The 20,780-nt window shown below is 60.6% G+C and carries 17 protein-coding genes; 3 read left to right on the top strand and 14 right to left on the bottom strand.

The window, feature by feature from the left end:
• Positions 1-182 precede the first annotated feature (182 nt).
• The 8 genes from fdhA to QLG10_RS25280 form a co-directional block, all read right to left on the bottom strand.
• Positions 183-1,382 carry a formaldehyde dehydrogenase, glutathione-independent gene (gene fdhA, locus QLG10_RS25315; RefSeq protein ID WP_282488225.1) on the bottom strand — a complete coding sequence of 400 codons (1,200 nt, stop codon included), beginning with the start codon at positions 1,380-1,382 and terminating at the stop codon, positions 183-185.
• A 174-nt stretch (positions 1,383-1,556) separates the two neighbouring features.
• Positions 1,557-2,414, bottom strand: coding sequence for a formyltetrahydrofolate deformylase (gene purU / locus QLG10_RS25310; RefSeq protein WP_110750444.1), 858 nt, complete (start codon positions 2,412-2,414; stop codon positions 1,557-1,559).
• 98 nt (positions 2,415-2,512) lie between these two features.
• The gene (gene soxG / locus QLG10_RS25305) at positions 2,513-3,145 is read right to left on the bottom strand and encodes a sarcosine oxidase subunit gamma family protein (RefSeq protein ID WP_282488224.1); all 633 of its coding nucleotides are present in this window, start codon (positions 3,143-3,145) and stop codon (positions 2,513-2,515) included.
• Between the two features lie 170 nt (positions 3,146-3,315).
• Complete coding sequence (locus tag QLG10_RS25300) at positions 3,316-6,333, bottom strand: sarcosine oxidase subunit alpha (protein WP_110750442.1); 3,018 nt, start codon at positions 6,331-6,333, stop codon at positions 3,316-3,318.
• Complete coding sequence (locus QLG10_RS25295) at positions 6,330-6,659, bottom strand: sarcosine oxidase subunit delta (protein ID WP_008057118.1); 330 nt, start codon at positions 6,657-6,659, stop codon at positions 6,330-6,332. Before QLG10_RS25295 ends, QLG10_RS25300 begins: the two co-directional genes overlap by 4 nt.
• Positions 6,660-6,673: 14 nt before the next feature.
• Positions 6,674-7,924 carry a sarcosine oxidase subunit beta gene (locus tag QLG10_RS25290; protein ID WP_007980419.1) on the bottom strand — a complete coding sequence of 417 codons (1,251 nt, stop codon included), beginning with the start codon at positions 7,922-7,924 and terminating at the stop codon, positions 6,674-6,676.
• Between the two features lie 23 nt (positions 7,925-7,947).
• A complete protein-coding gene (gene glyA, locus QLG10_RS25285) occupies positions 7,948-9,201 on the bottom strand; it encodes a serine hydroxymethyltransferase (protein WP_110750440.1) in 1,254 nt (417 codons plus the stop codon).
• Between the two features lie 283 nt (positions 9,202-9,484).
• On the bottom strand, positions 9,485-10,213 hold the full coding sequence (locus QLG10_RS25280; RefSeq protein ID WP_110750438.1) for a TraX family protein: 729 nt from the start codon (positions 10,211-10,213) through the stop codon (positions 9,485-9,487).
• A 131-nt stretch (positions 10,214-10,344) separates the two neighbouring features.
• Here QLG10_RS25280 and QLG10_RS25275 point away from each other — a divergent pair, with 131 nt between their 5' ends.
• Entirely contained in the window at positions 10,345-11,385 is a 1,041-nt protein-coding gene (locus tag QLG10_RS25275) for a low specificity L-threonine aldolase (protein WP_282488223.1), read from the top strand.
• Positions 11,386-11,541: 156 nt separating this feature from the next.
• On the opposite strand, the gene gbcB is transcribed toward QLG10_RS25275, so the two are convergent.
• Positions 11,542-12,642, bottom strand: a complete 1,101-nt coding sequence (gene gbcB, locus QLG10_RS25270; RefSeq protein WP_188263478.1) for a glycine-betaine demethylase subunit GbcB — start codon at positions 12,640-12,642, stop codon at positions 11,542-11,544.
• 295 nt (positions 12,643-12,937) lie between these two features.
• Here gbcB and gbcA point away from each other — a divergent pair, with 295 nt between their 5' ends.
• Both gbcA and QLG10_RS25260 read left to right on the top strand, forming a co-directional pair.
• The gene (gene gbcA / locus QLG10_RS25265) at positions 12,938-14,233 is read left to right on the top strand and encodes a glycine-betaine demethylase subunit GbcA (protein ID WP_110750432.1); all 1,296 of its coding nucleotides are present in this window, start codon (positions 12,938-12,940) and stop codon (positions 14,231-14,233) included.
• A 29-nt stretch (positions 14,234-14,262) separates the two neighbouring features.
• Complete coding sequence (locus tag QLG10_RS25260) at positions 14,263-14,775, top strand: hypothetical protein (RefSeq protein WP_188263477.1); 513 nt, start codon at positions 14,263-14,265, stop codon at positions 14,773-14,775.
• Positions 14,776-15,152: 377 nt separating this feature from the next.
• On the opposite strand, the gene QLG10_RS25255 is transcribed toward QLG10_RS25260, so the two are convergent.
• The 5 genes from QLG10_RS25255 to dgcB all read right to left on the bottom strand — a co-directional run bounded on the left by QLG10_RS25255 (position 15,153) and on the right by dgcB (position 20,716).
• Positions 15,153-15,998, bottom strand: a complete 846-nt coding sequence (locus QLG10_RS25255; RefSeq protein ID WP_282488222.1) for an RHS repeat-associated core domain-containing protein — start codon at positions 15,996-15,998, stop codon at positions 15,153-15,155.
• A gap of 176 nt (positions 15,999-16,174) precedes the next feature.
• A complete protein-coding gene (locus QLG10_RS25250; RefSeq protein ID WP_110750428.1) occupies positions 16,175-16,741 on the bottom strand; it encodes a GNAT family N-acetyltransferase in 567 nt (188 codons plus the stop codon).
• 22 nt (positions 16,742-16,763) lie between these two features.
• Entirely contained in the window at positions 16,764-17,534 is a 771-nt protein-coding gene (locus tag QLG10_RS25245; RefSeq protein WP_110750426.1) for an electron transfer flavoprotein subunit beta, read from the bottom strand.
• Between the two features lie 15 nt (positions 17,535-17,549).
• Positions 17,550-18,770: an electron transfer flavoprotein subunit alpha/FixB family protein gene (locus tag QLG10_RS25240; RefSeq protein ID WP_282488221.1), complete on the bottom strand. Its 1,221-nt coding sequence runs from the start codon at positions 18,768-18,770 to the stop codon at positions 17,550-17,552.
• Entirely contained in the window at positions 18,770-20,716 is a 1,947-nt protein-coding gene (gene dgcB, locus QLG10_RS25235; protein WP_188263475.1) for a dimethylglycine demethylation protein DgcB, read from the bottom strand. Before dgcB ends, QLG10_RS25240 begins: the two co-directional genes overlap by 1 nt.
• Positions 20,717-20,780: the final 64 nt, after the last annotated feature.

Raw genomic sequence — 20,780 nt, 5'->3', positions numbered from 1 at the left:
TTCCTCAGGCCTGCATCCATTTCTCATCCGTTCGTCACAAAGGAGCCCTGAAGCCTGCGGCAATATCAGATTTTCAAACGAAAAAGTGATGTGCACACGCAGCTCTAAAAAACGCGCATTGAGCAAATGCAACTTACAAAAAAAGGGCGATCCAAGATCGCCCTTTTTTACCTATACAGCGTTTACGCCGCACTGAACAACTTATGCGGATCAATCACAAACTTCTTCGGCACGCCCGCATCAAACTCGCCATACCCTTCAGGCGCCTGATCCAGGCTGATCACCTGCACACCCACCACTTCGGCAATGTTGATGCGATCCCACATGATCGCCTGCATCAACTGGCGGTTGTACTTCATCACCGGGGTCTGACCGGTGTGGAAACTGTGGGATTTGGCCCAGCCCAGACCGAAGCGGATGCTCAGGCTGCCCATTTTCGCGGCGGCGTCCACGGCGCCCGGGTCTTCGGTGACGTAAAGACCTGGGATGCCGATCTTGCCAGCTACGCGTACTACGCCCATCAGCGAGTTGAGCACGGTGGCCGGAGCTTCGTGCTTCACGCCGTCATGGCCGTGGCCGCGGGCTTCGAAACCTACGGCGTCGATGGCGCAATCCACTTCTGGCTCGCCCAACAGTGCGGCGATTTGCTCGTGCAGCGGGGTGTCCAGGGACAGGTCGGCGATTTCGAAACCCTGGGCCTTGGCGTGGGCCAGGCGCACGGTATTGACGTCACCAACAACTACCACTGCCGCACCCAGCAGGCGGGCGGAAGCCGCGGCCGCGAGGCCAACAGGGCCGGCACCGGCGATGTAAACCGTGCTGCCTGGGCCAACACCGGCGGTCACTGCGCCGTGGTAGCCGGTCGGCAGGATGTCGGAGAGGCAGGTCAGGTCGCGGATTTTTTCCATCGCGCGATCGCGATCCGGCAGTTTCAGCAGGTTGAAGTCGGCGTAAGGCACCATCGCGTATTCAGCCTGGCCACCGGTCCAGTCACCCATGTCGACGTAACCATAAGCACCACCGGGACGTGCCGGGTTAACGCTCAGGCACACGCCGGTGTGCATTTCCTTGCAGGAACGGCAGCGCCCGCAAGCCACGTTGAACGGCACGGATACCAGGTCGCCGATCTGCAGGTTCTCGACGTCGCTGCCCTTCTCGATTACTTCACCGGTGATCTCGTGACCCAGGACCAGGCCGGTTTGCGCAGTGGTACGGCCGCGCACCATGTGCTGGTCGGAACCACAGATATTGGTGGAAACCACGCGCAGGATGACGGCGTGGTTGATTTTCCTGCCGCGCGGGTCCTGCATTTTCGGATAGTCGATTTTCTGTACTTCGACCTTGCCAGCGCCGAGATACACCACACCACGATTGCCAGACATGCTTTCACCTCGCTGTTGTTTTTATGGAACCGCACTGCCCAATCAGGCAGCGCGTTAAGTGCTCGGGTACAGATGCTGTTTCTTGTATTGCCTGTTATGGCCTCTTCGCTGGCAAGCCAGCTCCTACAGGAGATCGCGGTCAACTGTAGGAGCTGGCTTGCCAGCGAAGGCGATCTAAAGAACGACCGTACGATTGGCGTTCAAGAACACTCTTCTCTCAATGTGATAACCCACCGCCCGGGCCAATGTCAGCCCTTCGATATCGCGCCCCTTGGCGATCAGGTCTTCCGGGTAATGACTGTGATCCACCACCTCGACGCCCTGGGCGATGATCGGCCCTTCGTCCAGGTCGTTGTTGATGTAGTGCGCCGTGGCACCGACCAGCTTCACGCCTTTGTTGTAGGCCTGGTGATAGGGTTTGGCACCCTTGAAACCCGGCAGCAGGGAGTGGTGGATGTTGATCGCCCTGCCGTCGAGTTTGCGGCACAGCTCCGGCGACAGCACCTGCATGTAGCGGGCAAGAATCACCAACTCGGCACCGGACTCCTCGATCACCTGCAAGACCTGACGCTCCTGGGACGGTTTGTCGTTCGGGTCCAGCGGGAAATGGTAGTACGGGATCTGGTGCCAGTCGGCCAGCGGCTTGAGGTCCGGGTGGTTGGAGACCACGGCGACCACGTCCATCGATAATTGGCCGATGCGTTGGCGGTAGAGCAAATCGTTGAGGCAGTGATCGGCCTTGGAGACCATGATCACCACTTTTGGCCGGTAATGCGGCGGCGTCAGTTCGAAGACCATGCCGAAGGATTCACCGCGTTCGGCCAGGCCTGCGCGAAACGACTGTTCGTCGAAACCCTCCGGCTGACGGAATTCCACACGAATGAAGAAACGCCCCGAGAGGCGATCATCGAAGGAGTGGTGTTCGGTGACATAGCAGCCCTGCTCGAACAAAAAGCGGGTCACCGCGTCCACCGTGCCGAGCACGCTGGGGCAGTCGGCGGTCAAAATCCATGTGTCTGGGGCGCGGCTCATAGTGCGGTGACTCCTGAGGCATCGATAAACGAAAGCTGCATCTTGTGGGAGCGAGCCTGCTCGCTCCCACAGTTGATCGCCTCCATGACTGGCTCTAATCAAGCCTGAACGCTAAGGCCGTATTCGGCAGACGCATCCTGCAACCACAACCACCAGTAGTCCGAGAAACTGCGACGAATCAGCAGCTCCCAGGTGTCTTCAGCGGTGTGACGGATCACCAGTTGCGATTTGGCGAACACCGTGCCGACAGCTTTGCCCACCGGGAAGTTGTTGGGGTGCACGTCGTAGCTGGTGGACTTCATCAATACCTGGCGCACGTTCGGGCCGCTCAGTTCGAGAATCTGCTGGCCACCGCTGACGTTGACGATCTGGATGTGCAGGTCGCCCAGCGCTTTGCGCAGTTTTTGCTCGGCGGCGAATTCTTCGCCGGTCGGCACGATCAGCAGCCACTCATCCGGCCCCATCCATTGCAGGCTGGTCTCGCCTTTGACGATAACGGTCAGCGCGCTCGGCAATTCGATGCCCAGGGCCTTGTGCACACCCGCGGCAAATGCGGCGTCGTGGCCATCACCACGGATGGTCAGGTGACCGAGGAGTTTTTTCTCACGCACGGTCACGCCGGCGTTCTTGCGACCCTTGCCCACCAGGCTGGCGAGGTCGGCGTGATGCAGCGACGACTCGGCCTTGGCCCCATTGGTTGGGCGTTGTTGGTAAACATTGGCTGCGGTCATAAAGCACCTGTCTTGAATTCTGTTGGTTCCGGCCCTTGTGGTGGCATTACCGTCGCCTTCGCGAGCAAGCCCGCTCCCACATTTGACCGCGTTCCCCTGTGGGAGCGGGCTTGCTCGCGAATCGATCAGACGACTCGCAGCAATTGCCCGCCCACAGGCCCCGAAGCCGCTTACACGTTCTGGCGTTCGCCTTTCGGATCGAAGAACACCGAGGAAACGATTTCCGCCTCGATCACGCTGCCATCCGCCAGTGGCGCGAACACACGTTCGCCCATGCGGTTCAGGCCGCCCTTGACCACGCCCATGGCAAACGAATAGCCCAGGGAGTTGTGCAAGTAGCTGGAGGTCACGTGACCGACCATGGTCATCGGGATGGCTTGCTTGGTGTTGAACACCAGTTGCGCACCTTCCGGCAGCCACTTGTTCGGATCGATCGGCTTGAGGCCGACCAACTGCTTGCGCTGATCACGCACGCAGTCTTCACGGTTCATCCCGCGCCAGCCGATCCACGAGAACGGTTTGTTGCGACCGACACACCAGCCCATGTTCAAGTCGTCGGGGGTCATCGAGCTGTCAGTGTCCTGGCCGACGATGATGAAGCCCTTCTCGGCCCGCAGTACGTGCATGGTTTCGGTGCCGTACGGCGTCAGGTTGTACTTCTTGCCCGCGTCGACGATTTTTTCCAGCACGCCCATGGCGTAGTCGGCTTGCACGTTGACTTCGTACGACAGCTCACCGGTAAACGAAATCCGGAAAATCCGCGCCGGCACGCCACCGACCAGGGCTTCTTTCCAGGTCATGAACGGGAAGGCTTCGTTGCTCAGGTCGGCGTCGGTGACTTCGCTGAGCAGCTTGCGGCTGTTCGGCCCGGACAGGGTCATGGTTGCCCAGTGATCGGTCACGGAAGTGAAGTACACCTTCAGGTCCGGCCATTCGGTCTGGTGGTAGATCTCCAGCCATTGCAGCACGCGTGCAGCGCCGCCAGTGGTGGTGGTCATCACGAAATGGTTGTCGGCGAGGCAGGCGGTTACGCCGTCGTCGAAGACCATGCCGTCTTCTTTGCACATCAGGCCGTAGCGGGCCTTGCCCACGTCGAGCTTGGTCCAGGCGTTGGTGTAGATGCGGTTGAGGAACTCGCGTGAATCCGGGCCCTGGATGTCGATCTTGCCCAGGGTCGAAGCGTCCAGCAGGCCGACGCTGTCGCGCACGGCTTTGCATTCGCGCTTGACTGCCGCGTGCATGTCTTCACCGGATTTCGGGAAGTACCATGGACGTTTCCACTGGCCAACATCTTCGAACTCGGCGCCATTTTTCAGGTGCCACTGATGCAGTGCGGTGTAGCGCACTGGCTCGAAGATGTGCCCACAGTGACGACCCGCTACCGCGCCGAAGGTCACCGGCGTGTAGTTTGGACGGAACATAGTGGTGCCCATCTGCGGGATGGTCACGTTCAGCGAACGGGCAGCAATGGCCAGGCCGTTGACGTTGCCGAGCTTGCCCTGATCGGTGCCGAAGCCCAGCGCGGTATAGCGCTTGACGTGCTCGACCGACTCGAAGCCCTCGCGGGTCGCCAGTTCGATGGCGGCGGCGGTGACGTCGTTCTGCAGGTCGACGAATTGCTTCGGCGCCCGTGCGGTGTTCTTTTCGTGCGGCACCTGGAACAGTGCCAGGGTCGGCTCTTCCAGACGGGTCAGGGCTTTTGGCAAGGTCGCTTCGACCGCACCGAAACCGGCTTCGCTGGCAGCGCGAACACCGCCTTCAAAACCGTCAGCCAGGGAATCGCCGAGGCCGTAGACGCCGTTGATGCCACCGACGCATACACGTTTCTGCGGTGCTTCGCCCGGTACGAAACCAAGGATATCTTCGCGCCAGATCGGCTTGCCGCCCAGGTGCGAGGCCAGGTGAACCACCGGGCTGTAACCGCCGGAACTGGCGACGATGTCGCAGTCGAGCCATTCACCAGGGCTGGTGACTTTGTGGCCTTTGACATCGATCGCGGCCACGCGGGCTGCGGTCACGTGCTTGGTGCCACGGGCCTCGATCACGGCGCTGCCGGTGAGGATGCGGATGCCCTTGGCGCGTGCTTCTTCCACCAGCGCACCGCGCGGGTTGCTGCGGGCGTCGGCGACGGCCACCACTTGCAGGCCGGCATCGAGCCAGTCCAGGGCCACGCGATAGGCGTGGTCGTTATTGGTCGACAGCACCAGCTTCTTGCCCGGTGCTACACCGTAGCGGCGCACATAAGTCGAGACGGCACCGGCCAGCATGTTGCCCGGCACGTCGTTGTTGCCGTAGACCAATGGACGCTCGTGAGCGCCGGTCGCCAGCACGACACGCTTGGCGCGAACACGGTGGATGCGCTGACGTACCTGGCCAATCGGCGCGCGGTCGCCGAGGTGATCGGTGAGGCGTTCGTGAATGGTCAGGAAGTTGTGGTCGTGGTAGCCGTTGACCGTGGCGCGCGGCAACAGCAGCACGTCCGGGGTGTTCTTCAGCTCGGCGATGACGCTGGCGACCCACTCGGTCGCAGGCTTGCCGTCGAGGCTTTCGCGGGAGTCGAGCAGGCTGCCGCCGAACTCTTCCTGTTCGTCCGCCAGGATCACCCGGGCACCGCTACGCGCAGCCGCCAGGGCAGCGGCCAGGCCTGCAGGGCCGGCGCCGACGATCAGCACGTCGCAGTGCTGGTTCATGTAGTCGTAGGTGTCCGGATCGTTCTCGGTCGGCGAGCGACCAAGACCGGCTGCCTTGCGGATGTACTTCTCGTAGGTCATCCAGAACGATTGCGGGTACATGAAGGTTTTGTAGTAGAAACCCGGTGGCATCAGCTTGCCGCCGACCTTGCCGAGAATCCCCATCATGTCGTTGTTCACGCTTGGCCAGCCGTTGGTGCTGGTGGCGACCAGGCCCTGGTACAGCGCTTGTTGCGTGGCGCGCACGTTCGGGATTTGCGTGGCTTCGGTGGCACCGATCTGCAGCACCGCGTTCGGCTCTTCGGCACCGGCGGCGAAGATGCCGCGCGGACGGGAATACTTGAAGCTGCGACCGATGATGTCGACGCCGTTAGCCAGCAGTGCTGCGGCCAGGGAGTCGCCTTCAAAGCCTTTGTAGCTCTGACCGTTGAAGGTGAATGTCAGGACTTTGTTGCGGTCGATCCGTCCGCCGCTGGACAGGCGATTGATCTGGCTCATACCTTCTCTCCCAGAGCCGTGGTGGCCGCTTTCGGGCTATCGGTCTTGTCAGTGAATTGTGGCTTGGTGCCGATCTTGTAGGTTTCGAGAATCTCGTAGGTCACGGTGTCGCGGGTGACGTTGAAGTACTGGCGGCAACCGGCAACGTGATCCCACAGCTCGTGGTGCAAACCGCGAGGGTTATCGCGGAAGAACATGTAGTCGCCCCACTCCTCGTCGGTGCAGCTGTTGGGGTCCAGTGGGCGCGGGATGTGCGCCTGGCCGGATGCGTGGAATTCCTCTTCGGAGCGCAGTTCGCCGCAGTGAGGACAGAAGATATGCAACATGGGGATTTCTCCTGTTAGTGGGCAACCGCAGCAGCGCCGTGTTCATCGATCAACGCACCGTTGTGGAAACGGTCGATGGAGAATGGTGCGGCCAACGGGTGCATTTCACCCTTGGCCAGGCTTGCGGCAAACACGTTGCCCGAGCCAGGTGTTGCCTTGAAGCCACCGGTACCCCAACCGCAGTTGAAGAACATGTTCGGGACCGGGGTTTTCGAAATGATCGGGCACGCATCCGGCGTGGTGTCGACGATGCCGCCCCACTGACGGTTCATGCGTACGCGGGACAAGACCGGGAACATCTCGACGATGGCCTGGATGGTGTGCTCGATCACCGGGTACGAACCACGCTGGCCATAGCCGTTGTAACCATCGATACCGGCGCCGATCACCAGGTCGCCTTTGTCGGACTGGCTGATGTAGCCGTGTACGGCGTTGGACATGATCACGCTGTCGATAATCGGCTTGATCGGCTCGGACACCAGTGCTTGCAGCGGGTGGGATTCGATCGGCAGACGGAAACCGGCCAGCTTGGCCATGTGCCCGGAGTTACCGGCGGTCACTACGCCGACGCGCTTGGCACCGATGAAGCCCTTGTTGGTTTCCACGCCGATGCACACGCCGTTTTCCTTGCGAAAGCCAATCACTTCGGTCTGCTGGATCAGGTCCACGCCCAGTGCGTCGGCGGCACGGGCAAAGCCCCAGGCCACGGCATCGTGACGGGCCACGCCGCCGCGACGCTGGACGGTTGCGCCCATCACCGGGTAGCGGGTGTTTTTCGAGCAGTCGAGGTACGGGATCTCATCGGCCACTTGCTTGGCATCGAGCAGCTCGCCGTCCACGCCGTTGAGGCGGTTGGCGCTGACCCGACGCTCGGAATCACGGATGTCCTGCAGGGTGTGGCACAGGTTGTAGACGCCGCGCTGGGAGAACATCACGTTGTAGTTCAGGTCCTGGGACAGGCCTTCCCACAGTTTCATTGCGTGTTCGTACAGGTGCGCCGACTCGTCCCACAGGTAGTTGGAGCGAACGATGGTGGTGTTGCGCGCGGTGTTACCGCCGCCCAGCCAGCCTTTCTCGACCACGGCCACGTTAGTGATGCCGTGTTCCTTGGCCAGGTAGTAGGCCGTTGCCAGGCCATGACCGCCACCGCCGACGATGACCACGTCGTAGACCTTTTTCGGGGTCGGCGTGCGCCACATGCGCTGCCAGTTTTCATGGTGGCTGAGAGAGTGTTTGAAGAGGCCGAAGCCCGAGTAGCGTTGCATAGTCATTTACTCCAAAACCGCACTCAGCGATAAACCGGGAAGTCCGCGCACAGAGCCGACACTTGCTGCGCAACATTGGCCTCGACGTCGGCATCGCCGAGGTTGTCGAGGATGTCGCAGATCCAGCCGGCCAGCGTCACGCACTGGGTCACCTTGAAGCCGCGAGTGGTCACCGCCGGGGTGCCGATACGCAGGCCGGAGGTCACGAACGGCGACTGTGGATCGTTCGGGACAGCGTTCTTGTTCACGGTGATGTGGGCGCGACCGAGGGCTGCATCCGCCTCTTTGCCGGTGAGGCCCTGACGGATCAGGCTGACCAGGAACAGGTGGTTGTCGGTGCCGCCGGACACTACATCGTAGCCGCGTTTGATAAACACGCCGGCCATGGCCTGGGCGTTGTCGATCACTTGTTGCTGGTAGGCCTTGAAGCCTGGTTCCAGCGCTTCCTTGAAGCACACCGCCTTACCGGCGATCACGTGCATCAGCGGGCCACCCTGGGCACCGGGGAACACTGCAGCGTTGAGCTTCTTCTCGATTTCTTCGTTGGACTTGGCCAGGATCAACCCGCCACGTGGACCGCGCAGGGTCTTGTGGGTGGTGGTGGTGACCACGTCGGCATAAGGCAGCGGGTTCGGGTAGAGGCCTGCGGCGACCAGGCCGGCAACGTGGGCCATGTCGACGAACAGCAGCGCACCGACTTTGTCAGCGATCTGACGGAAACGTGGGAAGTCGAGGGTCTTGGAGTAGGCCGAGAAGCCGGCGACGATCATCTTCGGCTTGCACTCGACGGCCAGGCGCTCGACTTCGTCGTAGTCGATCAGGCCGGTCTTGGTGTCGATGCCGTACTGCACGGCGTTGTACAGCTTGCCCGAGGACGACACTTTCGCACCGTGGGTCAGGTGACCACCGTGGGCCAGGCTCATGCCGAGAATGGTGTCGCCGGCGTTCAGCAGGGCCAGGTACACGGCGCTGTTGGCCGAGGAACCGGAGTGCGGCTGCACGTTGGCGTAGTCGGCACCGAACAGCTGCTTGGCGCGTTCGATGGCCAGGGCTTCAACCTTGTCCACGTGCTCGCAGCCACCGTAGTAGCGCTTGCCCGGATAGCCTTCGGCGTATTTGTTGGTCAGGCCGCTGCCTTGCGCTTCCATCACGCGTTTGCTGGTGTAGTTCTCTGACGCGATCAGCTCGATGTGATCTTCCTGGCGTTGCTCCTCGGCATTCATCGCCGCCAGCAGTGCATCGTCGTAACCCTGGATCTGGTCTTGCTTGCTGAACATCGCGTCTCTCCCAGCGGCGGCACTGCGCCATTCGTCTCGGTGAGGCACTGGCTTTTCGGCAGTGCCCTTTGATAGCGATGGTATGACCGGCTTCGAGTCGTCAAATGCCTACGCGCGCCACGCAAAGGTGCGTTTACGACATGGCGGGAAATGGACATGCCGAACACAGTCGCAAGACCGATACGACCCCCTGTGGGAGCGGGCTTGCTCGCGAAAGCGGTGGGCCAGCAACATGGATGTCGCCTGACACGCCCTCTTCGCGAGCAAGCTCGCTCCCACAGGGTTATGCGGCGATCTGACGGACAATTAGCAACACCAGGAAATGCACGGGATACAACGCATACGCCCAGCGCCGCATCGGCGGTGGTTTTACGTCACTGGCGTGTCGCAACAGGAACAGCCCCAGCCATGGCGCAATCAGGCAAGTGGCAATGGCCGCCATCGCCACCTCATTACCCTGTCGAACGGAGTAATAAAGCACCTGCCATTGGTTGGCCGCCAGGCACACCACTCCCGGCAACAGCGCGAAATACCAGGGACGGCGGATCACCAGCAGCAGCGCCAGCGGCAACATCACGCCGAAGAATCCGAACATCAGTTGGGGCGCAAACAGTGCCGCCAGCACGACGGCGCCGGCCGCCACCAGACGCGCCTGCAGGGTCCGGTCCTGCCAGCCGCGCACCACCAGCAGACCGAGTGCCAGCGTGGGCATCACATTCAACGTGTCGGGGCCGGGAATGAACATTCGGTAGGGAATTTCACTCACTGCGCTAAACATCAGTAACCAACCCAGATAGCGCCACTGTCCGCTGGTCTCCACCGCCGGCTTGCGCGCCAGATTGATCGCCATCGCCAGGCAAAACCACGGGAACGCCAAGCGCCCCGGCACATACAGCCAATCGGCGGAGTAACCTATATATCGCAGGTGATCGAGCACCATGCTCAAAAGCGCCAGCCACTTGAGTAAATCCAGTGCACGGTCGCGCTGCTTTAAGTGTGTAGCCGTGTGCATAATTGCCCGACATCCTTGTAATGTTCTGACAGTGACATCCCGTGCGCCTCCCGAACGATCTTCGGTACAGTGCGCACCATCATCGACCACGAGGCGCTTCACCATAAGCGCCCCGACCACGGAAGCAGGCCATGACCGATAAGAGCCAACAATTCGCCAGCGACAACTACTCTGGCATTTGCCCTGAAGCCTGGGCTGCCATGGAGCAGGCCAACCATGGCCACCAGCGCGCTTACGGCGACGACGAATGGACCGCCCGCGCGTCCGACGGTTTCCGCAAATTGTTCGAAACCGACTGCGAAGTGTTCTTCGCCTTCAACGGCACCGCCGCCAACTCGCTGGCCTTGTCGTCGTTGTGCCAGAGTTACCACAGCGTGATCTGCTCGGAAACAGCCCACGTCGAAACCGACGAATGTGGCGCCCCGGAATTCTTCTCCAACGGCTCCAAGTTGCTGATCGCCCGCACCGAAAACGGCAAACTGACGCCGGAATCGATCCGTGAAGTCGCCCTCAAGCGCCAAGACATTCACTACCCCAAACCCCGCGTCGTGACCCTGACCCAGGCCACCGAGGTCGGCAGCGTCTACACCCCGGACGAAATCCGTGCCATCAGTGCCACCTGCAAGGAGCTGGGCTTGAACCTGCACATGGACGGCGCACGGTTCTCCAACGCCTGCGCGTTTCTCGGGTGTACGCCAGCGGATCTGACCTGGAAGGCCGGTGTTGATGTGCTGTGTTTCGGCGGTACTAAAAACGGCATGGCGGTGGGAGAAGCGATTCTGTTCTTCAACCATAAGCTGGCTGAAGACTTCGATTACCGCTGCAAACAGGCTGGGCAACTGGCGTCGAAAATGCGCTTCCTCTCGGCACCCTGGGTCGGCATCCTGGAAAACGAAGCCTGGCTCAAATACGCGCGCCACGCCAACAGCTGCGCGCAATTGCTGGCTGAACTGGTGAGCGACATTCCCGGAGTGGAACTGATGTTCCCGGTGCAGGCCAACGGCGTGTTCCTGCAACTGTCGGAACCGGCCATCGCCGCGCTGACCGCCAAGGGCTGGCGGTTCTACACCTTCATCGGCAACGGCGGCGCACGCTTCATGTGCTCGTGGGATACCGAAGAAGAACGCGTACGGGAATTGGCGCGGGACATTCGGGAAGTGATGTCCCACTAACCCGTAATGAGCGTTCCCACGCTCTGCGTGGGAACGCAGCTCGTGACGCTCTGCGTCACAACGATGTTCGACTCCACACTGGCGGCGAAGCAGGAACGCGGAGCGTCCCGAGAGGCATTCCCACGCAGAGCGTGGGAACGATCATAGTGAGCGAGATCAGAACTCGATGCGCACATCGCCCTTAGGCACACTGCAGCACGACAGGATGTACCCTTCGGCTTCGTCTTCCTCGGTGATCCCGCCGTTGTGCTCCATCTCCACTTCACCTCCCAGCTTCAGCACCTTGCAGGTGCCGCAGATGCCCATGCCGCAGGCTTTCGGGATCAACAGGCCAACCTTGGCCGCGGCAGCATGAACGGTCTCGCCAGGCGCCACGCGAATGCTTTTGCCCGAAGTGATGAACTCCACTTGATGCAGATCGGCCGCATCGACTTCCGGTGCTTCGGCCGCCTGTTCAGCGTGTTCCACAGCGTCGGCACGCGCCTCTGGCGGCGTCGCGCCGAAGGATTCCTCGTGATAACGCTTCATGTCGAATCCGGCGGCTTCCAGCAGACGCTTGACCGCATTCATATACGGTGTCGGACCGCAGCAAAATACTTCCCGCTCCAGGAAATCCGGCGCCATCAATTCAAGCATTCTGTGGTTGAGGTAACCGCGATAGCCGGCCCAAGGCTCACCCATACCGTGCTTCTCGCAGATCAGGTGCAGGCTGAAGTTGTCGATCCGCGACGCCATGTGCTCCAGCTCGCGGTGGTAAATGATGTCCTTGGGCGAACGGGCGCTGTGGATAAACACCATGTCGACATTGCCGTTGGTGTCGTAGAACCAGCGCGCCATGGACATGACCGGCGTGATACCAACGCCGCCGCTGAGGTAAAGCACCTTTGGCGCAGTGAAATCCATGGCGTTGAACAGGCCGACCGGCCCGTGTACCGCCAGCTCCTGGCCTTCGTGCAAGGTATCGTGCAGCCAGTTGGAAACCTTGCCGCCCGGCACTCGCTTGATGGTCACCGAAAAGCTGTACGGCACCGACGGCGAGCTGGAAATGGTGTACGAACGCATGATCTGCTGGCCTTCGATTTCCAGCTCCAGGGTGACGAACTGCCCCGGCTTGAAGAAGAACATGATCGGCTGGTCGGCCATGAAGCAGAAGGTGCGCACATCCCAGGTTTCCTGGATGACTTTGACACAACGGACGATGTGCCGACCATTGGCCCAGGTCTGGGTGGTTACCGGGTTCAGGAAGCTGTTGGACATGCTGATCTCCACGGCCGACTGTCGGCCTTCATGTTGGCGATTCTGCGTATAGCGCGAAATAGCCATTTACCTATCTGCGACATTCACATGCTTATCGCGACCAGCCCCCAACGACCGGGGCTTGCGCGTCGGGAACAGATTGCACCATGTCGCCCATGGATAAGGTTCTGGCCAGCGCCGGCCCCACACTCGCCCCATACCAAGACACAATCTCTACACCTTGCGTAGCACCCTTAGCAGTACACCTGATCAGCCACTTTCGCCGGCCACGCAGATGGCCTTTGAGGATTAAACGATGGACGTCACTACTACCCTGAGCCTGGGCGATCCGCTGGAACCCGCACGCAAGGCCACCGCGCAGATGCTGCAAGAGCGCGAGCGCACGTTCTCGCTGCCGCAGCCTTTCTACTCTGACGAGCGCCTGTTTGATATCGACATGCAGGAAATCTTCCAGAAAGAGTGGTTGATCGCCGGTATGACCTGCGAAATCCCAGCCAAGGGCAACTACCTGACCCTGCAAGTGGGCAAAAACCCGATTATCGTGATTCGCGGTGCGGAGGGCGTGGTGCATGCCTTCCATAACGTCTGCCGCCACCGTGGTTCGCGCCTGTGCACCAGCGAAAAAGGCAAGGTCGCCAAACTGGTCTGCCATTACCACCAGTGGACCTACGAACTCGACGGTCGCCTGCTGTTCGCCGGCACCGAAATGGGCGCCGATTTCGACATGAAGCAGTACGGCCTGAAGCCGGTGAACGTGAAGACCGCCGGTGGTTACATCTTCATCAGCCTGTCGGAGAATCCGCCAGCCATTGATGACTTCCTGTCGACGCTCAGCCATTACATGGAACCGTACGACATGGAAAACACCAAGGTGGCGATTACCACCACCTTGATGGAAAAGGCCAACTGGAAGCTTGTGCTAGAGAACAACCGCGAGTGCTACCACTGCAATGCCTCGCACCCGGAGCTGCTGAAAACCCTGCTGGAATGGGACGACGTCACCGACCCACGCGCCGACCAGGCGTTCAAGGACCACGTGGCCGCCTCCGCCGCTGCCTGGGAAGCCGAGAAGATCCCTTACGCCCACGCCAGCTTCGGCCTGCGTAACCGTATCGTGCGCATGCCGTTGCTCAAGGGCACGGTGTCGATGACCCTGGACGGCAAACAAGGCTGCGCCAAACTCATGGGCCGCATCAAGAACCCGGACCTGGGCTCGATGCGCATCCTGCACCTGCCACACTCGTGGAACCACTGCATGGGCGACCACATCATCGTGTTCACCGTGTGGCCGATCAGCGCGCAGGAAACCATGGTCACCACCAAGTGGATCGTGCACAAGGACGCCGTTGAAGGTGTGGATTACGACGTGGACCGCATGCGCCAGGTCTGGGACGCCACCAACGACCAGGACCGTCGCCTGGCCGAAGAGAACCAGCGCGGCATCAACTCCACGGCATACCAGCCAGGCCCGTACTCCAAGACTTACGAGTTCGGCGTGGTGAACTTCGTGGATTGGTACAGTGAGCGCCTGCTGAGCAACTTGGGCGCCGAACCTGCGTCGTACCTCAAAGGCGTCCCTGTCCAGGGCTAACGCCCACGCCCCCCCCTGTAGGAGCGAGCATGCTCGCGATGAACCTGAGAACGCCGCTGGGTGTCAGGTTGCCAACGTTATCGTTGACGTTCATCGCGAGCATGCTCGCTCCTACAAGGGCGGGTTCGCTCACGAACTCATATCCAAACCACCTATTTAGCACTGTACGAAATATGATCTATTTCGTTCAGAGCTATACCGCGCGTGCCTCCCAGCCTTCCGCAAACAAGTTATCCACAACTCCACCCACAGCAAATGGGGACAACTGTGGAATTGTTGAAAATTTTTTCCACAAAAGCCAAAGAAAATCCGTGACTTATCCAGAACACGGGTTTTCCATGGCAGCTGATCAATTATTAATCAAACTTCTGAAACGCACGATACACGTGGCCTGCAGCGGATCGCGAACACCTTATCCACAGAAGCGCCAACAGACTTTGGGGGCAACTCTTGCGCCTCTGTGGAAAAGCGCTGAAAGCCACGATTTTCGCGGGTTTGCGCAGGGGATAACCGTTAAAAACCTCTCTTTGATCAATTTTTAACCAGAATCCTGAAAGCCGCTATTTATAAGGCCCTCAGCAGTAAGCAAACATCTTATCCACAGAAGCGCCAACAGAGATTGGGGGCAAGTATGGGCCTGCACCTGATAAAAAAGCGTTGGAAAATCGCTACTTATCCTGGTTATTTTTTGATCTAAGACTTCAAGGCCACGGTTTTTATGGGGCGGAGCAAGGGGCGAACATGTTATCCACAGAAGCGCTAACAGGGATTGTGGGTAAACAGGTCAATCCTTATTGATGCGGATTGACCGCACGCCAGCCCAGCAAAAACGAAGGTGGAATGGCAGGACCTCAGAAAACTCCGTAGAGCCGTGTCTACCCTAACAGCGCTCAATGAAATGTAGCTCAACGAAGCTCGATTATTCTCTGATCTTCCGAGCGTCAACCGCTGGCGGGGCGGGCATTTCCGGTGTAGGAATATTGATCGTAATCGGGAGGTCCACATTCAGGACCACATTCGGCTGAGCAGGCGGTTTAACGACCTTCGCCGAATCAGACCAGCCCACAATGTTTTTGACGTTATCCCTGACGGTTTTCCACAGTACGTTTTTCTGATAGGCCGTCTTCACCGCAACAGCGCCACGCGTCACAGCGCCGGCTAACAGAGCTGTGGTACCTGCGGCGGAGATGTACGTTCCGATTGGGTTTCCAGCCACACTGATGGCCGCACCGGCAGCAGTGCCGACAGAACCAAGCAGGCTGAATCGCGTGGCATGCAACGCGACACCGGAAACTTTGGGCCCGAACACCATGCCCGCCGGGATGACGGTATGCAGCGCTATAAGCAGGCCTCGCTGAACAACCTGAAAAATAGCCGATAGATATTGACCCGTCGGATCCGTGTAGTTGACCGGGTCCCCCATGCAATAGACATAGGCGTTCAACCCTCCCTTATCAAACGGGCTTAACCTATCAGGACTGTGAAACCGCATCACCACTGGGTTATAGACCCGATACCCATTGCCCAAGTGATACCAACAGGTAGGGTTTTCTTTGAGTTGCCCGTTGAAACCCAAGCGCCCTCTGGCAAGACTCTCGCCACTTTGCAGGCCATACGGGGAATACAAGAAGTGGTTCGGACTGCTGCGGTCCAACTCGGCGAGTACGCTTTGTTGCAGGTCAGTCGCCAGCAAAAACGTTTGGGAAGACCGCGGATTGGCTGCTGGGGAGCGAGCTAAGGGCTGGGGCTGGCGTGAAATGTGCATTTTCCGCTGCGTCCTCAGAAAGGCGTTATTAACCCGCAGCGACATGCCTGATTCGAAGTCGGAACCACAGCCCAACCCTGCGGAGAAAGTGGGTATTAACTATTAAATACCCTACCAAACTGCCCGTTCCGCCAACACTAGCAGCTCTGCTAGTTTTATCCGCCAGCAGGAGCCCACTAAGGCCGATACATCAAATAGGCTTCCCCGGTGACCCGAATCATCGGATGCGGCGTGATCTGGCAGGTATCGACAATACGGAAGCCATGACGCTCGTAAAACCGACGGGCGCCGGTGTTCGCCGCGTAGTCGATCAAGCTCAAGCCATTGAGCCCAAGCCGGTTCGCGCGGTCGTAGGCGTAGGCAAGGAACTGCTTGCCCAGTCCCTGGTTGCGCCAGCCTTCATGCAGCGCCAGGCTGGAAATATAAAGGGTGTCGGGGATTTCCATCCTGGCGTACGGCGCCAGCACCGGGTCGGTCACCGGGGCTGCGAACGGATCGTGACGCATCACGTAGCTGTGCAGCATGCCAATGACTTTACCTTCGGCTTCGGCGATCAGGCAGTTCTGCCAGGAAAAATCCACATCGTCACGGGCGTAACGCAGCGCCCCTACATCCAGCAGATCCTGCCCAGGTTCTGCTATCTGGCTCCAGATATAATCTGCAGCACCTTCCGATGAAATCTGGAACAAACGCGCAATCTCGCGCGCATCCGCGCGCACTGCCGAACGAAATTCAACTGCCATTGACCTGCCCCCAAATGGACCGCTAGCGGACCACACCTTCTTCGATCAGCAACTTAAGGATGGCTTCAGCCCCCGCCTGCGCCGTCACGCCCTTGAGCACTTGCCCGCCACCACCACTGGCTTTCGCCGTTGCGGCCTTCATGCGATCGGCGCCGCTCTTGGCCTTGATTACCTTCAAGCGCTTCGGCCGTGGCTTGGCCGGTTGCAGGGTAGCGACTGCCAGCAATTCGTCGTCGATGACTTCCACATCATTGGCCTGCAGTACCCCGCGCCGGGCCGGGCCGTAGGCGCTCTGCCGAGGCTTGGGCGCGGCGTTATCCACTGTAGCGAGAAACGGCAACCGCACCTTCAAGCGACGCCGCTGACCGCGCGGCAAGGCTTGCAACACCAGCGCCGAACCGCCATCGATGGACTCGACCTGCGCCAACCCCACCACCAGCGGCCAACCAAGGCCTTCGGCCAGCAGGAACGGCAGCATGCCCGAGCCCTCGCCGGTCTCCGCCTGGCTGCCGGTCAGGACCACCTGTGCCCCGGCATCGCGCAAATAAGCGGTCAACGCCGGCAGCGCATCGGCGCCTTGCGGTTGTTCAAGCACATGCAATTGTTCCAGCCCCATGCCCAGGTAGGCGCGCAAGGCCGGTTCGCCAACGTCGCCGGCGTGCAGCACCTGCAAGTTATCCCCAGCCAGCTGCAAGCCCAGCTCCACCGCCCGTGCATCCTGTTCCGCGCGACGTGGTCGACCGGAAGTCGGGTGGGCGCCGATGGACACCAGGCTGATGATTTTCGTGCTCATAACCCTTTCCTTCCCTTAAGCCGCATCGCGCTTGGCGTCGTTGCGGTAGGCTTCTACCGCCGCGATCAAGGCCCGAAGAATCTCGGCACTTTCGCCGATTACCGACAGGTCGGCCCGTTTGATCATGTCGCAACCCGGGTCGAGGTTGATCGCCACCACCTTGTCGCAGGCACCGATGCCCTGCAGGTGCTGGATTGCCCCGGAAATCCCCACCGCCACATAGACCCGCGCGGTGACCCAGGTGCCGGACGCGCCGACCTGACGGTCGCGGGCCATGAAACCATCGTCCACCGCCACCCGCGACGCGCCTTCGGTTGCTCCCAGTGCTGCGGCGGTCTGGTGGAACAAGTCCCAATCCTTGACCCCATTGCCACCGGAGAAAATGAATTCGGCTTCGGCCATGGGAATCGCCGCGGGGTCCACTGCCACCGCCCCCAGGTCCTCGATGCGCGAGAGACTGCGGGCGACGGCTGTGGATAACTCCACCGGCAGTACTTCGTGACGGGTTTCGCTGACCGGCTCGGCGCATTCGACGGCAGCCAGGATCAACCGTGCAACCGGACGCGCCAGATCTTGCAAACCGGCACCGGCGCGACCAATGCACTCCTGATCCTTGACCTGCCAGACCCGCGTGGCCGGGCGTTCGCCCAGGGCAGCGGCAAAGCGCCGACCCAATTCGCCACCGCCGCTGCGACTGTCCGGCAGCAGCCAGTGACGTGGGTTGAACTGGTTATCCACAGCCCGCAAGCCCTGGACGCGTTGTTCCGGTGCATAACCGCTGAACTCTTCGCCTTCGAGCACCAGCAGGCGATCGACGCCGGCTGTGGAAAACGCGTTTTCCTTGTGTTCGCCGAAGACCACGGCCAATACCGCGCCGTCCGGGCCGGCCAACTGGTGAGCCAGCCCCAGCAAGTCACGATCGTGACTGCTCAGGCGGCCACCAACCATGTCCGGCACCACGCAAATGTAGAATGCCGGCGCAGGCACCTGATGCAGCGGCAATTGCACTTCAACAGCGGCCGTACGCTTGGTCGCCCCGCCTTGCTGGGCTCCACTGCGGTCGATTCGCTTGATGCCGTTAGGGCCGATGAAACCGATGCCGTGCGGGTTCTTGCGAATGACGCCGTTGGGCCCCATCCAACTGTGCTGCGCCGGTTGCATGGCGGCGTGCAGAGGGTGCAGGCGGTTACGGGCGATCCATTCGGCACGGGGGTCGCGGCGGATAATGTCGCTCATCAGTGCACCTCCGCGGGTTCACGTTTGGCCGGCGTAGCCGACTTTGGGGCTTGATCTTCCAGGAGCGCGTCGGCCACCAGTTCGGCAATGTCCTTGATCAACGGTCGTGGTTCGACCACACCTTCAAGCATCGCGGTGCACTGGGGGCAGCCCACGGCCACCAGTTCGGCGCCCGTCTCACGGATGTCTTCCATGCGCATGTCGGGGATACGCTGCTTGCCCGGAATGTCGGTGATCGGCGCACCGCCGCCACCGCCGCAGCAGCGCGAGCGGAAACCGGAGCGTTGCATTTCCTTGACCTCGATGCCCAGCGCACGCAGAACCTGACGCGGCGCCTCGTATTCGCCGTTGTAGCGGCCGAGGTAGCACGGGTCGTGATAGGTCACGCTGTCGCCTTTGTGCTGGCCAAGGTTCAGCGCGCCGGCGTCGATGATTTCCGCCATGTAGGTGCTGTGGTGCTGCACCAGGTAGTTGCCATCGAAAGCGCCGTATTCGTTTTTCAGCACGTGGAAGCTGTGTGGATCGCAGGTGACGATGCGATTGAAGCTGTACTTGGCCAAGGTCTGGATGTTGCGCTTGGCCAGCAACTGGAAGGTCGCCTCGTCGCCCAGGCGTCGGGCCACGTCACCGCTGTCGCGCTCTTCGAGGCCAAGGACCGCGAAGTCGATTTTTGCCGCTTTCAGCACTTTGACGAACGCGCGCAAGGTGCGCTGGTTGCGCATGTCGAAGGCGCCATCGCCCACCCAGAACAGCACGTCGGTGGATTTCTTTTCGCTGAGCAGATTGAGGTTCAAGTCCGCCGCCCAGTTCATCCGACCGCCTGGCGCAAAACCGCCCGGGTTGTCGGTGGCGATCAGGTTTTCCAGGACTTCAGCGCCCTTGTTCGGGGTCGCGCCTTTTTCCAGGGTCAGATGGCGACGCATGTCGACGATGGCATCGACGTGCTCGATCATCATCGGGCATTCCTCGACACAGGCGCGGCAGGTGGTGCACGACCACAGGGTTTCGGCGTCCACCAGACCGTTGACGATCGGTTGATGCGGATTACCGGCGTGTTCACCGATGGGCTTGCCCGGATACGGACTGCCGGCAAATTTGGCATCGGTGCCGCCAGCCAGGCCGACGACCATGTCCTGGATCAATTTTTTCGGGTTCAACGGCTGGCCGGCGGCGAAGGCCGGGCACGCGGCTTCACATTTACCGCACTGCACACAGGCATCGAAGCCGAGCAATTGGTTCCAGGTGAAATCCTTGGGTTTTTCCACGCCCAGTGGTGCGCTTGGGTCGTTCAGATCCAAGGGCTTCAGACCGGTGGAACGACCGCCGCCAAAGCGCTCCGCGCGACGGTGCCAGGCCAGGTGCAGGGCACCGGCGAAGGCATGCTTCATCGGCCCGCCCCAGGTCATGCCGAAGAACAGCTCGGACACGCCCCACAGCACGCCAATCCCGAGGATCACCACCAACAGCCAGCCGCCGAAGTTTTCCGGCAGGATACCGGCCACCGGCAGGGTCACCAGGAAGAACGACACCGAAAATGCCATCAGGCTTTTCGGCAGGCGCATCCACGGGCCCTTCGACAGGCGCGAAGGTGGATTGCGCCGACGCAGGTAAACAAAGACCGCACCGACGAACATCACCGCCGACATCAACAACAACGCATAACCGAGGAAGCGGTTATGCAATCCGAACCCATGCACCAGAATCGCCAGCACGATGGACGCCACTGCGCCGCCGGCCGTCGCGACGTGGGTGTTGGCAATGTATTTGTCCCGCGCCACTACATGGTGCAGATCGACCATGTAACGCTTGGGCATGGCGAACAGGCCGCCGATCAGATCGACCTTCGAGGCCCGGCCTCGGCGCCACATGTTTACCCGTCGCAATGCGCCGAGAGCCGCGAGGCCCAGGGCAGCAAAGATCAGGATGGGAAGAAGGGTGTTGAGCATGGTGAAGCTCCCAAAGACCGCGGGGTCTCATGTGGGAGCGGGCTTGCTCGCGAATCCGGCGACG

The sequence above is a fragment of the Pseudomonas sp. V98_8 genome, assembly GCF_029967975.1.
In the GTDB taxonomy this organism is placed as follows: Bacteria; Pseudomonadota; Gammaproteobacteria; order Pseudomonadales; family Pseudomonadaceae; genus Aquipseudomonas; species Aquipseudomonas umsongensis.
Note: the sequence above shows the minus strand (reverse complement) of the source record. Positions and strands in the feature narration are given on the sequence as shown.